General features: G+C 38.7%; 8 protein-coding genes. 4 read left to right on the plus strand and 4 right to left on the minus strand.

What is annotated here, in order from left to right; translation table 11 throughout:
- Positions 1–27: 27 nt before the first annotated feature.
- From Q4489_RS00120 to Q4489_RS00135, 4 genes are all read right to left on the minus strand, one after another.
- On the minus strand, positions 28–915 hold the full coding sequence (locus Q4489_RS00120) for a choice-of-anchor A family protein (protein ID WP_303475466.1): 888 nt from the start codon (positions 913–915) through the stop codon (positions 28–30).
- A 151-nt stretch (positions 916–1,066) separates the two neighbouring features.
- Complete coding sequence (locus Q4489_RS00125) at positions 1,067–1,981, minus strand: HAD family phosphatase (protein ID WP_303475468.1); 915 nt, start codon at positions 1,979–1,981, stop codon at positions 1,067–1,069.
- An 8-nt stretch (positions 1,982–1,989) separates the two neighbouring features.
- Positions 1,990–3,153 carry a hypothetical protein gene (locus Q4489_RS00130; RefSeq protein WP_303475471.1) on the minus strand — a complete coding sequence of 388 codons (1,164 nt, stop codon included), beginning with the start codon at positions 3,151–3,153 and terminating at the stop codon, positions 1,990–1,992.
- Positions 3,154–3,274: 121 nt separating this feature from the next.
- Positions 3,275–5,425: a TonB-dependent receptor gene (locus Q4489_RS00135; protein ID WP_303475473.1), complete on the minus strand. Its 2,151-nt coding sequence runs from the start codon at positions 5,423–5,425 to the stop codon at positions 3,275–3,277.
- 528 nt (positions 5,426–5,953) lie between these two features.
- Here Q4489_RS00135 and Q4489_RS00140 point away from each other — a divergent pair.
- The 4 genes from Q4489_RS00140 to rpoZ all read left to right on the plus strand — a co-directional run bounded on the left by Q4489_RS00140 (position 5,954) and on the right by rpoZ (position 14,609).
- Positions 5,954–12,637: a response regulator gene (locus Q4489_RS00140; protein WP_303475475.1), complete on the plus strand. Its 6,684-nt coding sequence runs from the start codon at positions 5,954–5,956 to the stop codon at positions 12,635–12,637.
- On the plus strand, positions 12,630–13,574 hold the full coding sequence (locus Q4489_RS00145) for a diguanylate cyclase (RefSeq protein ID WP_303475478.1): 945 nt from the start codon (positions 12,630–12,632) through the stop codon (positions 13,572–13,574). The genes Q4489_RS00140 and Q4489_RS00145 overlap by 8 nt, the downstream gene beginning before the upstream one ends.
- Positions 13,575–13,641: 67 nt before the next feature.
- Positions 13,642–14,271: a guanylate kinase gene (gmk, locus tag Q4489_RS00150; protein ID WP_303475481.1), complete on the plus strand. Its 630-nt coding sequence runs from the start codon at positions 13,642–13,644 to the stop codon at positions 14,269–14,271.
- Positions 14,272–14,327: 56 nt separating this feature from the next.
- Entirely contained in the window at positions 14,328–14,609 is a 282-nt protein-coding gene (gene rpoZ / locus Q4489_RS00155; protein WP_303475484.1) for a DNA-directed RNA polymerase subunit omega, read from the plus strand.
- Positions 14,610–14,703: the final 94 nt, after the last annotated feature.

Below are 14,703 nucleotides of genomic sequence, written 5' to 3' on the forward strand. Positions count from 1 at the left end.
AGAAAAACCATTGAATATGATCGTAATCTACTGATGCTTATGATTAGAACGCATTAACAGAATAAATATGCCTGCTAAGATAATTAAAATGGTAGAAGGCTCCGGTACTTCAATTGATGGTGAGGCAGTACGAACGGTTTGAAAATTACCAACAAGTGCATGATTGGTATAAAATCTAACATCATCTAACGTTGCACCATCGCCTGCATTAAACGCACCTTTAGTCGCTAAAAATGTGCCACTAATATTAGCACCACCAAAGTTTAATGATGAAAAGTTATCATCGATAAAATTAAACAAAACATTTGCAGACGTTAAACCATCCGATAATAAAATTTGCGCACCAGAGGCAATCTGTGCGTTGCCTAAGATGTTGATAATTAAGTTATCATTGCTACTACCGTTTATTTGTAAAATATCTGATGAGCCTAGTGTGATTGAATCTACATTTACAACATTAAGTTGACTAGCATCTAAGGTGGTTGACTGGCTAATAGCACCTTGAGTTACTCCCGCTAAGTTTTTAGCGGCTTCGCTTGCGGAAGCAATATCTATTGATAATTGATCAAATTGACTACTGCCATTTTTCTGTACATCGGCACAAATACTTTGCGTACCAGTTACTTTACTTGCTGATCCCATTATCAATGTGTTTGAACAGGCATTGCCGTAAACGATCGCCCCTGATGCAAAGCCGATATCTTTACTGGCAGCAACATTACCATAAATATAAGCCTCACTGCCTAGCACTAATGAGCCATCTACAGGCGAACCGTGAAAATCCCATTGGCCCACACCAATCGTGTATTTATCAGCAACACCAAGATCTACGCCTAAGTCGATCAGATCGGCTTGTGCATTGTTCATAATAAACACGTAAAAAATAGCGGTAGTAAAAGCTTTAAACCCGTTCACGTTGTAAGTCCTTTATTTATAACCATAATGAAAAATGACAGCGTTATCATATCATAAAAAGTAATTAGAGTAATAGCTCTTAATTAAAAAACAATCAAATAATGTGTGAAAAGCAATCGACAATTATGTTGTTCATAGCGTTGTTTATAATTTAAGTAGGGGAGCGAAAAATAGTTTTCCAATCATTTTTCATATCTACTACGTGCCAGTTTAACGCCTTGGCATAACACAGGGTATTTTTGCCCCAGAACTTAAAGCGACAGTTAGGGCTGTATTTGTATTCTCGAACACTGTCTGTGTGATGGATAAGCACACAAAGAGAATGTTTGTTGGATGTCCAACGTAACATGTCGACGTCTCCATAACTATTACCAAAAGCAGCAATGGGTCTAATTGAAATTCGTCTTTCAATACTTAATACTTTTCGCGCACGGCTCTCAATGGAAAAAGGAATCGGCTCTAATTTAACAGTGAGATTGTTGTTTCTCTTTGATAGCTTGGTTTTTAAGCTGCTACCAATGACTCGATTCACCGATACTTGATAAGCTTCTTGTGACCAAGGTCTAACGAAGTTTGCTGTACTTCCTGTAACGATATAATTGCTAAAATTGTTTTGCTGAAAGTAAGCCAGCACTTCTAACATGGGTTGATAGGTTAGGTTGGTATACTGCGTGTTGAACCTTGGGTGTTCAGCTTGGCTGATCCACCTGGCAACAGATGCGCGATACTCTTCTGTGGTCATGCCTTTACGCAAAAAGTAACAACCAACTTTCATGATATTAAAAAAATCAAAAATAGCGGTTTTGCACCAGTGACGTATTCGTTTTGAATGGCTAGTAGTGTTCAATACATGTTGATTAAAAAATTTTCGTTTAAAGTAGGCGACTTGCGCCATCACTGGTTTTTCAACAATCAAAGTACCGTCGTTATCGAATGTTGCAATGCGATTTTCTATTGGTACAAAATTAGGAGAGTGTTGGTCGCAAACCTGCTCGACAAATGAAATGATGCCTTGTTTAACCTTGCCATCGTGCCACGACGGCAAGGGATCGACGATATTACCCATTGGCCATATTATTGATTTGTTTTAGGAGGGATTAGAATATTCGTATCGAAGTTAAATAACTTACCGCTCCAAATAAACACCTGCCAAACTAAAACGCCAAAAGGAATATATCCAAAGTAACCTAATAAAGGCATTTCCGAGAATATATGGATGACATCGACATACGGAATATTATAAACCCAATAATTTGGATTTGTGATCGGCTCAGCGTTAGGGTTACTGGAACCAAAGTTCCACATTTCCCAAAATAAACCGTTTAATAAAGAGGATACACCAATAAGAACGCCTGCACTCCAGTTGCCTTTGGCGATATCGGTGAAGGGATTCCAAATGTTTAAGCGCATAAGTATACCCGTCATAACAGCGTAAGGGCCGATCCAAACAACCCAAAATAATGCATACGGCCAGTAAACCATGGCGGCAATAAGTAATGCGCCGATGAAGATCATAACATTACCGTTTAATGGCATTTTGGGGCCGTTCTGGTATCGAGCGACTAATTTAGGAAACGTATTTAATAAATTATACCAAGTAAGAATTACCGGGGTGACCGTTGAGTATGTAATAAGAAATTCAATAACAATTGTTGATCTAGACCAACCTACGTGGTTCGCGTTAGGGTAAAACCAGTTACCTAATACGAAATAATCGTAGTATTCAAAGTATGCCCAGCCAACGATTGAAACCAACGCACTGATGAACAATGTTTTTGGTTTTTCTGAAAATAAAGATGCCCCGTTATTCCGCTGATATACAATACCATCTAGAAAGAAGATAAATCCCCACCAAAGTGGTGTAAATGCCCAAAAAACCAGGTCGCCAAAGGGGGTGACGCGGGTCCACATTAACCACCAGAAAAAGCCCATTACAACGCCACCACACCAAAACCACCATGGTAGAGATACCGTAGAAGGTTGACGAGGTTTTACGGTTGCGCCTTTAAAGCCGAATAGCTTTGGAAATAAAATAAGGCCAGTAATAAAAAGCGCACTGGCTGCCATAATTAGAAAGTAGGTTAAACTAAACCCTGGTACTTTTCCGGCGAACGTTGGTGGAAATTCACCAAAACCCGGTGGAAGGTGGTTAGGGTATACAAACCAAGCGACAACCAGCGGCACTAATAAAGTGAGTAATATTGGCCATAATAGCTGCCATGGGGTAACTTTTTGCATCGTAAACGTCCTGTATTGTTATTATCATTGTTATTTTTTTGCGTATTAACTAGTACACTTTGTTCACTTTAGCGACTTTATGATTTTCTGTCTATAAAGCGAATAAAAGGAAAGTAAACGGTTAAAAACGATATTGCAAGGTTGCCCCAAACTGTCTGGCTGCGCCTTTAAGTTCAGTTACCGCGCCTAGTGCAGCTATAGAGTCAAAGCGTAACTCGGCAAATTCCGTTTTGGTCAAGTTTTTGCCCCATAAAGTCAATGAAAAATCAGGATGAAAGGCATAATGTATACTGCCATTAAAAACGGTATAGCCGTTCTGTTTTGTGTAGGGGTTCTCATTTTGATCAAAGTAAAACTCAGATTGATAATCAAAGCCTAATTGCATGGTTAGTGGGCTGGCAAATAATTGAAACTCAGTCAGTATATGGCCTGATACATTCCACTTCGAAGAGAATGGTAGACGGTTATCGTTAACAAATAGATTTTCTTGTTGAAACTTACCTATCGATGCTTCAGGTAAATAGCCAATATTTAAAACAAATTCCAGTTGGTTAGTCGGTGCATAATAGAATTCGCTATCTAAGCCGTAAATTTCTGAAGCCCCTGCGTTTTTTAATACGTGATAAGGCACTGCGCTATCTTGAATATTAATAAACACTTGCTGATCTTGGTAGTCATAATAGAATGCGGCTAAATGCCAACGAGCATTATGATCTAACCATTTCAATTTTGCACCGGCTTCATAGGCATTTAGTGTTTCAGGTGCATATTCAGAATTCATTGCTTGTTCTGGAGTGGTGGAGTAACCAGCGTTATAGCCACCGCTTTTATAACCACGGGTATAGCTGGCGAATAGGTTTATATCATCAGCGAGTGCGTGGTTAATTGCTAGTTTACCTGAAAATTCGTTGTCGGAAATGTTACCTGCTAAGTCCCATAGCTTAGGTACATTACCATACACAGTGTTTAGGTCAGCCTTTGCCTCGTAATCAGTTTCTTCTTTCGTAAAGCGAATGCCGGCAATTAGCGTAGTGTCTCTTGTTAACGTATAGTCAAGTTGACTATAGAGTGCAGTCGAGGCATTTTCTAATGAGTTGTCATAATAGAAGGTTGCTGGTATATCAGCCAGTGAAGGTATGCTTCTAAAATCTCGAAATAAGTCAAAGCTATTATTTTGTTCTATGGTTTCTTTTAAATAAAAAATACCTGTTTGCCAAAAATATTTTTGCTGTGTGATACTCAAGTTGACTTCTTGTGAATACAAATTGTTGTTGGTATCAAATGCACCTTCAATTAAGTTCCTTGCTCCATCAGAATCAAAAGAATGAAAACGTGTTAGCTTTCTCACTCCCGTGATTGAGGTTAACTGGCTGTGTTCAGTTAATTGCCAATCAAGGGTTAAGGCGCTACCCCAGCTATCGGTACTATGTTTTCTATCGGCAGTATCTGCGCGAACATCCCAATAATTATCGCCCCCCACTTGCTGGTCAAAGGCATCAACACAGTCATTACTACCAACGATACTTGGCTTACATAGACCACTGTTATCTTTTCGATAAATACCATTACTTGCAATAGGCTTTGGTTTACCCGTTGATCTTTCTTTATGCAGTTTTATAGTTGCAGTTAAATCATCAAACTGAGAGCGAACAATGAGCCTAACATTGGTTTGCTTTAAACCGCCATCTGGTTGTTCAGGCATTAAATTATTGGTAGAAAATTGATAGTCGTCGTGATCAAAGGCTATTCGAGCGGCCGTTGTATCACCAAGAGGAAGATTGATCGCGCCATCAATAGACGTCGTTTGATATTCAGCGACACCGGCATTTACATAGCCGCCAAATTGCTGTTCTGGCATCTTTGAACGCAATAAAATAGCACCGCCAGTGGTATTTCGGCCAAATAACGTGCCTTGAGGGCCTCTTAATACTTCGACTTGCTCAAGATCAAAAATATTTGTTGCTAAATTATTGGCACTACCGCTGACAATACCATCACTATATACCGCAATGGGTGATATGGTTGATGTATTGTAATCAATCATACCGATGCCTCGGATGTTAAATGCCGGCGGTGTACCTTCGCCAGCATTGTTGGTGATTTTCATGTTTGGAGTGAATTTGGCAAGCTGCGAAGTATCTTTGATCTGTTGCCGTTGAAGAGCGTCTTCACTTACTACCGTAACCGCTACCGAAACGTCTTGTAGTTTTTGCGCACGTTTTTGCGCATATACTTCAATTACCTCAACCTGTTGTAGGCTTTCTTCACTCATAACCGTCGTCGAAAAAATGATAAACAAAGAGATAAAACAACAGTTTATATATCGACCAAATTGATGCGTATTGAACATGTACAACTTTCTCACGAAACAGACTCCGCCTAATTATAAATACCAAAAAACTGCTGTAAAAACCAATTGTGAATGTTCAACAACCCTAGCCTATTAAGTTATAGCTTGTGTTTACAGAAATTGCTCATAAGTTTGATTTTTGTGCAATTTTAACGCTGAATAAACAGCTTTATTTAATACTGCTAATTTACAGTGAAGCATAGCACGGCTTCGTTTAACGCGGAATATGTAGGGGTATACATTCGTTTACTTATATGTATTTTTTTTGATGAATGAATCAAGCTTGGTTTATCATTACGATATTATATTAATTATGCTGACTCAAACCTTGTTACAGCGCTTTATGTTGAAGAATCTATCCATGTAATTGTTATTATCTTGTACTAACATTGAATTTTTATGGCTAAACGCTTATAACTATAGGGGAATGAAAAAGGATGTACAGCTCTCATGATTGCGCTTCAAGGCTATGAAATACAACGCCACTTTTTTAGCATTTCAGACGCCATAAAAGTGTATTTAGCCAAAAATAATAAACAACAATTAGTGCTAATAAAGCAATTTATCAAAGATGACAGAAGCCGTTCTACATCACTATTTTTCGAGCGCGCGAAACTAGCAGAGAAGCTCAACATATCGCAAGTAATATCACCACAACAGCAACAACAAGATCAACAAGCCTGTTATTGTGTGTACCCATATCAAAAAAATTGGTTAACACTGCAACAATTAAGTGATGAGACAGAGCTCAGCATTGAACAAAAACTAACGATATCGACAAATCTTGCCCGATTAGTTCAGCGCATTCATGATAAAAAAATATTTCTCAACGGTTTATCGCCCTATAGTATCCTTATTGATAAAGCCACGTTTGAATGCTTTCTTATTGATTTAAGTTTCGCTAGTTCAGTTGCGGTTTTACACAAAAAATCTAAACGCATCATGTTTGATAAACAGCGTTTAAAAACCCTAGCACCAGAGTCTACTGGAAGAATTAATTGGCCAGTTCAGCGTTTCGCCGATTTATATTCTTTAGGGGCATGTTTATTTAAACTTTTTAGCAGCCGGTTTCCTTTTGATATTGAAGACGACATGGAAATGATCCATGCTCATATTGCTAAATCGCCCCCTAAAGCTTGCCGAATAAATACATCAGTGCCAAAAACAATTTCGTCAATTATCGATAAATTGTTACGTAAAAATCCTGAGTCGCGGTACCGCTCAGCAGAAGGTCTACTACACGACTTGCAACGTTGTTTATTACTATGGCAAGAACATCAGAGCATTTCTACTTTCAAGCTGGCCCAAAAAGATAGTAACAATCAGTTGCACTTTTCTCGTACCTTGTTTGGTCGAGAGCAAGAATTAAAAATTCTATTGAACGGCTATCAAACCGCCAAAGAACAAGGTCAGTGTCAATTAAGTGTGATTAGCGGTTATGCGGGCGTGGGTAAATCTCGATTAATTAAAGAAATACAACAAAGCGTGGTGACTGATGAAAATTACTTCGCGTTAGGAAAGTTTGAACAATATCAAAATAGCACGGCATATTTTGCCCTCGTCATGGCCTTAAAAGATTGGGTAGATCAATTATTATGCGAAAGTAATGAATCACTTGCCAAATGGCGTATAACGTTAGAAAGTGCGTTAGCGGGTAATGGACAGTTATTGGTAGATTTGATCCCTGAATTAGCCTTGATTATTGGACCACAGCCTGTGGTGCCATCAATGGCACCAAGTGAAGAAAAAACACGCTTTAATAATGTGTTTATTGCTTTTTTAAAAGCTTTAGGAGCAACCAGTAAAACGGTGGTGATTTTTCTTGACGATGTGCAGTGGGCAGATCACGCAACCATAAAATTATTAGAACATATTGTAGAGCACCCTGATCTTGGCCACTTATATTTTATTATTTCATATCGAGACAATGAGATTGTTAAAGAGCATCCATTAAACGCATTACTTAATTCCATTGATGTTGCTCCATCATTTCATAGTCATCAACAGTTGCAGCCGTTGACTGTAGAGGCGGTAAAAGATTTTTTAAAAGCATCACTTGGTGGTAATAACAAGATGCTAAGTGGTTTGGCAGATACCTTGATAGACAAAACACAAGGTAACCCATTCTTTATTAAAGAATTTATCAAATCTCTCGTAGATAAAGGCTTTTTATACCAACACGAACATGGTGTATGGCAATGCAGTGTTGAAGACATCGAACGGATTAGTGTGACAGATAACGTTGTAGACTTAATGGCTAACCGTATTCGCCGTTTAAGCGACCAACAACAAGACGTGTTACATATCGCGGCCTGTATCGGTGTGAATACTCACTTGCCTGTATTATGTTATGTGCTTAATTGCAGTCAAGACGATATAACTGATGCTATTACCGTTTTGGTTGAAGAAGGATTTTTGTATGCCTTTGAAAATAGCGTAGAAAATTCACAAATAGATACATTGCGCTTTATTCACGATAAAGTGCAGCAGGCAGCCTATCAGCTTAATCGGCCACTCAGTAAAACCAATATTCACTTTCGCATCGCACAGTACTACTTGTTGCACCAACCTTCGACCATTTTTAAATATATTGAACATTTGAATGCAGCGTCGAGCATATTTATTGAGCGCGGTGATTTTCTGTTGTTGGCAGACTGTAACTTAGCTGCAGCTAAAAAAGGCCTAGAAAGTAATGCCAGTGCAGATGCAATGTATTATCTTGAGCAAGCAGAACACTACCTACCTAAAGATCATTGGCAAAGTTATTATCAACAAAGTGTGGATATTACTCTTGCAATGGCAAAAGCCTGTTACTTAAATTTAGATTTTGAACAAGGCAACCAGCGTTTCGATAAAGCAGTATCTTGTATCAAAGGTGATATCGAATTTGGCTATTTAGCGCGAACACAAGTATTAGCGTTAATAGCACAAAACGAGATGCTTCAAGCGTATGAGCTTGGTGTAAAAACACTTGAAAAATTAAAGGTAAACCTTATCAGTGCAGAAAATATAGCAGAAAATTATATCGCACTTGATAACAAAAAAAGGCCTGATGAAATAGCCGCCTTAATTGACTTGCCGGTAATGACGGAACCTCGATATTTAATGGCAATAGAAATATTAAATGCCATTCAAACGCCGGCATACTTACTTAATCCTATCGATTATATGCGAGTCGCGTATGCCAGCTTGTCATTATGTTTACACGAAGGTCTAAGCCCTGGCAGCAATAAAGTATTTGTTACGCATGGTTTGTTACTCTGTGGTGCGTTTTCAGAATTCACACGGGGAAAAGCATATGCTGATTTAGCATCTCGTTGTATTGAAAAATATCCATCGGAACATCTACACATTGAAGTTGAATTTGCTAAGCATGTGTCGATAGAGCATTGGAATGCTCCGCTAGCGTCCTCTTTAAAGCCACTTGAAGATAACTTTTACCGAGGTATTGAAGTGGGAAATATTGAGTATGCTTTTCACTCTGCGTTATTTTATTGTAAGCATTTACTGTTCTCGGGAACGCCACTTCCAGTGGTTAAATCGAAATATAAGCTGATTTTACCAACCGTTATAGAAAAAAAACAAACGTATCATTTAACTTTTATTCAGTTATGGCATCAATTTATACTGAATGTCAGCGAACCAACGATAAATCCAATAGTACTTCATGGCTCCGCTTTCGACGAGCATAAAGAATTCCCCATCTTGCTCGAAACCAACAACGTGACTATTCAATTTAGTTATCATTTGGTGAAAATGAAGCTAGCGTTTTTATTTGGTGATCAAACTCAAGCTTTTTCACACTTTGAACAAGCCGAGCCGTTAATGAATACGGCGCTATCATTATACAATTATACTGAGTTTTCGTTTTACGCAGCATTAGTGTTAATCGAACGATTAAGATGTGATAAAGCAGACGATGCGGTTTTGTTCGATAAGATTAATCACTTCCATGAACAACTGAGTTTGTGGTCAGAAAACGCCGCTGAAAATCATCATCATAAAGTGAAACTTGTCGCAGCAGAACTCGCAGCACTCGGCGAGCAAAACAATGCATGGCATTTATATCAACAAGCGATTGATTTGTCTTCTAATAGCGGTTTTATTGAGCATCAAGCATTGTCGCAAGAGCTTGCTGGCCATTATTGGCGTCGCCAAGAAAAAGCTTCTATGGCGAAAGACTATTTTCAACAAGCTTATCAAAGCTATGTAGACTGGGGTGCTAATACTAAAGCCAAGATGTTAGCGGATAACTATTTAACCACCAATGATAATCAAATACGTCATGGTACTCTGACGCAGCAGCCAAACAGCCTAGCGTCAAACAATGAATTAGATTTTGCTTCGGTGTTAAAAGCCTCAGAAACGTTAAGCGGTGAGATAGATCTACATGCTTTTTTACACCGCATGATGGTGATTATTATGGAAAATGCCGGCGCTCAAAAAGGCAGTTTACTTTTGATTACTGAAGGCATTCTTAATACCGAAATATCGGTGTCTATGGATGGTAGCACGCAAGAAAATGTTCAGTTACCGCTAAGCTTAATTAACTATGTATCTCGTACCTTAAAACCGCAAATTACTTCTGCTGATCATCCTCAATTCTCTCATGATATTTACTTTAAACATCATCAAGCAAAATCGATTTTATGTGTTCCCATTATCGTGAAAGGCGAGCTTAAAGGTGTGTTGTATTTAGAACATTTAGCGGTCGAGAATGTGTTTAGTAAAGATCGTATAAATGTGCTGCAAATGTTAGCGAATCAAACGGCAATTTCTTTTGATAATGCGACTTTATATCAGCAGGTCTTGTCATACAATAAGAATTTAGAACAACAAATTCATGAACGAACAAAAGAGCTTGCCGCGGAGAAAATCAAAGCGGAACAAGCCAATCAGGCAAAGTCAGACTTCTTAGCAAACATGAGTCATGAAATAAGAACACCGATGAATGCGGTTATCGGGTTAAGTCAGTTAGCACTACGTACTGACTTGAGCGCTGTGCAGCATGACTACTTAACTAAAATTCAAGATTCTTCCCGTTCACTACTCGGCTTAATTAATGATATTTTAGATTTTTCTAAAATAGAAGCGCAGAAACTTACCTTAGAGCAGGTGTCTTTTTCATTACACGACATTCTGCAAAGAGTCGTCAACGTATGTACGTTTAAAGTACATGAAAAAGGGTTAGAGCTAGTTGTTGATATTGCTCATGATGTTCCTAAAACTTTGATCGGTGATCCATTACGATTGCAGCAAATCATTGTAAATTTGGCCAATAATGCGGTTAAGTTTACTGAACAAGGAATAATCCATATTAATGTTAAGCACCTACACAGTGATGAGATAACTAGCCAGTTAGCTTTTGCTGTGCATGATACAGGTATTGGCATGTCAGCACAGCAGCAAGAAACGCTGTTTCAATCGTTTTCACAAGCTGATAGCTCTGTCACCCGAAAATATGGCGGAACTGGGTTAGGGTTAGCGATTAGTAAACAATTAACCGAGCTTATGGGGGGCGAAATTTGGCTTGAAAGCACAGAAGGCGAGGGTTCTACCTTTTATTTCACCTCAACCTTTGAGCGTGCTGAGCCAGATATGGTGGAAACTGTAGCGATTGATAAAAAATATTTGTCATCGTTAAAGGTGTTAGTGGCTGATGATATTGAAATAGCGCGCAATGTCGTGCTAGACGCTTTATTACAAGCTGATATTAAAGCAACAGGTGTGGCTGATGGAAAAGCAGCATTAGATGCAGTACTAGCAGCCGACCGTGATAAAGAACCATTCGATTTAGTTTTCATGGATTGGAAAATGCCTGAAATGGATGGCATTGCCGCGGCAACACAAATTCATCAACATACCCGTGGGTCATTACCACATATTTTAATGATGTCAGCGTATGATAAAGACGAGGCGAAAAAGCTCGCGGATCAACACGTTTTTGATAAATTTCTTGAAAAGCCCGTGACCGCTTCGTTACTCATTGATGCTGTGCTAGAAACATTAAGTAAAGAAAGCGATCACATGACAACGGTCAATGAAGAAGAAATCACTATTGATATTCCTGATTTAAGCCGTTTTCATGTGTTATTAGTTGAAGATAATATGATAAACCAACAGGTCGCTTTAGAGTTTTTATCGGATACGAAAATAAAAATCACTTGTGCAGAGAACGGTGTTATCGCGCTTGATTTACTGGCAAAACAAGCATTTGACATTGTACTAATGGATATTCAGATGCCAGAAATGGATGGCTTAACAGCAACATCTGAAATAAGAAATACGCTGAAAATTCATGATTTACCCATAATAGCGATGACAGCACATGCAATGGAAGGTGATGTCGAAAAAAGCGTAATTGCCGGGATGAACCATCATCTGACTAAACCCATAGAGCCACAAATACTCTATGATACTATGTGTAAGTACTTGCTAACTAATAGGTTGATCACTGAAACTGTTGCGATTAATGACAGTGAAGGTGAACAACAAATTACGCAAGAAGCAATACAATTAAACACGTTAAAAAATCATACGATATTAAAGGTTGAGCATGCCTTAGATAAGGTGCAAGGAAAACAAACGTTGTACTTACAATTAGTGCATGATTTTTGGCATAAACACCAAACATTATCTGATAGCCTAATGTCACTTTATCATGATAATGCTAGCGAAGAACTCTATCGTGCTGCGCACTCGCTCAAATCAACTGCGCAATATATTGGTGCTTTTGATTTATCAAAGTCTGCACTATCACTCGAAAGCGAAGTGAAACAGCAAGGCAGCTATATTGAATTAACCTTAAACGAAGTCACCACCCAATTAGACTTTCTTATTGCTCAATTAAATAGAATATACCAACATAAAGAAGAAACATCGGGTGAAGAGCAACTTGATATTGCTCAAGCTAAAATGCTCATCACTTCTTTAAAGCGTTTAGTCAGTGCTGCTGATATAATGGCTGAAGATGTTTCGAAGGAGTTGCTGATGCTGGCAAGCCATACAACGGTGTATCAAGACGTGAAAGCGTTTCATCAGTTAATTGCTGATTTCGAATTTGAGCAAGCTTTATTATTAATCGACGACTTCGAAGTTTCGCTGAACCCCCAGACAGGTATTGAACATGACTGACCAGTACCTTGATACAAATCGGCGTGCAACGGATAAGCAATTTACCCTACTTTGTATTGACGATGAGAGCGCTAATTTAAAAATACTAGCGTCAATTTTCAAAGATACATACAAAGTGGTCGTTTGCAAACAACCAACCCAGGCATTAGCTATCGCGTTAGATGTGCTACCCGATTTAATATTACTTGATGTGGTAATGCCAGATATTAATGGCTTTGAATTATACGAGCAATTCAAGGAACAGCCAGAAGTTAAACATATCCCTATTATTTTTATTACTGGTCTACAAAGTGCTGAAGATGAAGAAAAAGGCTTAGTACTAGGCGCGTGTGATTACATACAAAAGCCTTTTAACTACGGGATTGTTCGGGTGCGAGTTAACACCCATATGGAAATTATTCGCCAGCGAAAATTATTAGAATCTTTTGCGCATATTGATAGTTTAACTGAACTGCCAAATCGGCGGAAATGGCAAGAGGACAGTGCTAATCAGTGGGAATTTGCTAAGGCGAACAACAAACGCTTGGTATTAGGGATTGTTGATATAGACTTTTTCAAAAAATATAATGACTCCTACGGGCACCAGCAAGGGGATATTGTGTTGAGAAAAGTTGCCAATGCTATTCGGCGAGTGCTGTTTGAACATGACGGCGCAATTTATCGTTGTGGCGGCGAAGAATTTTATTTTTATTTTCCCTCTGAAAAGCGTACTAATATTGAAGAAATATTGGCCCAATGCTTAGAAGCCGTTAGCGGTTTAGAAATTCAACATCAATCTTCATTAGCTTCATCGATATTAACTGCTAGTTTAGGTGCCGTGGAAGTACAGCCTAATGATGCTCATTCAGTTGATAGTATGCTTGCAATTGCTGATGAAAAACTTTATCGAGTTAAAAATACCACGCGAAATGCTGTACACTTTTCGCAAATACCATAGGAATTATTGCCGACAGTCAGTGCTTTCAGGTATAGTTCGGCATTATCGTTATTGAGAAGAGAAATAGATGGCTGCCAAAGGAAATTTATTCATCCTATCTGCGCCAAGCGGTGCTGGAAAATCTAGCTTGATTTCCGCATTGCTAAAGCAAGAAAGTACACGCCCTATGCAAGTTTCTGTGTCACACACAACAAGAGCTCCTCGTCCGGGTGAAGTTGACGGTCAGCATTATCATTTTGTTTCTGTTGAAGCATTTAAACATCAAATTGCACAAAAGCACTTTTATGAATGGGCAGAAGTATTTGGTAATTATTACGGTACGTCGGCGCTCGCCATTGACGACCAATTAGCGAAAGGAATCGATGTGTTTTTAGATATTGATTGGCAGGGCGCACAGCAGGTACGAATGAAAAAACCTGATGTTACGACTATTTTTATTAGTCCCCCTTCAAAAAAAGAGCTAGAAAATCGATTACGTGGCCGAGGACAGGATAGCGAAGCCGTAATTGCTGAACGTATGGCACAAGCGCAATCAGAATGTTCGCATTATCAAGAGTTTGACTATATTATTGTCAACGATGATTTTACGCAGGCATTACAAGATTTAACCACGATTGTCACCAATCAACGCTTAAAACGTAGCCAACAAATCGAAAATTATAAACTTTTATTCACACAGCTATTGGCTAACGATTAAGCATTTAGTAAAATAGTCTGCTATTTTGTAAATTTATTGAATTCTGGAGTGACCAAATGGCTCGCGTAACCGTAGAAGATGCCGTAGAACAAGTTGGTAACCGTTTTGACCTAGTACTTATTGCGACACGTCGTGCTCGTCAAATTGCTACTGGGGGTAAAGAACCTTTGGTTGAAATAGAAAATGACAAGCCAACTGTTTTAGCATTACGTGAAATTGAACAAGGCTTGATCACAACAGATGTGATGGATCAACATGATCGTCATGAAGCTGTGCAACAGGAATCTGTTGAATTAGCAGCAGTAGCAGCAATTGTTGGTGGTCAAAACCAACAATAAACTGTTAGAAAAACGTTTAAAACGCGCAATTGTGCTTCCCATAATTGCGCGTTTTTCGTTTCTGTTCGTGGTAATTGCATTGGCAAGCGTGTTA

This window comes from Thalassotalea sp. 1_MG-2023, assembly GCF_030546745.1.
GTDB lineage: Bacteria > Pseudomonadota > Gammaproteobacteria > Enterobacterales > Alteromonadaceae > Thalassotalea_C.

Bases quoted from the DNA above. Each gene is read 5' to 3' on its own strand.
- rpoZ (WP_303475484.1), top strand. From the start codon at position 14,328: ATGGCTCGCGTAACCGTAGAAGATGCCGTAGAACAAGTTGGTAACCGT.
- Q4489_RS00125 (WP_303475468.1), bottom strand. From the start codon at position 1,981: ATGGGTAATATCGTCGATCCCTTGCCGTCGTGGCACGATGGCAAGGTT.
- Q4489_RS00135 (WP_303475473.1), bottom strand. From the start codon at position 5,425: ATGAGTGAAGAAAGCCTACAACAGGTTGAGGTAATTGAAGTATATGCG.
- Q4489_RS00130 (WP_303475471.1), bottom strand. From the start codon at position 3,153: ATGCAAAAAGTTACCCCATGGCAGCTATTATGGCCAATATTACTCACT.
- Q4489_RS00140 (WP_303475475.1), top strand. From the start codon at position 5,954: ATGATTGCGCTTCAAGGCTATGAAATACAACGCCACTTTTTTAGCATT.
- Q4489_RS00145 (WP_303475478.1), top strand. From the start codon at position 12,630: ATGACTGACCAGTACCTTGATACAAATCGGCGTGCAACGGATAAGCAA.
- gmk (WP_303475481.1), top strand. From the start codon at position 13,642: ATGGCTGCCAAAGGAAATTTATTCATCCTATCTGCGCCAAGCGGTGCT.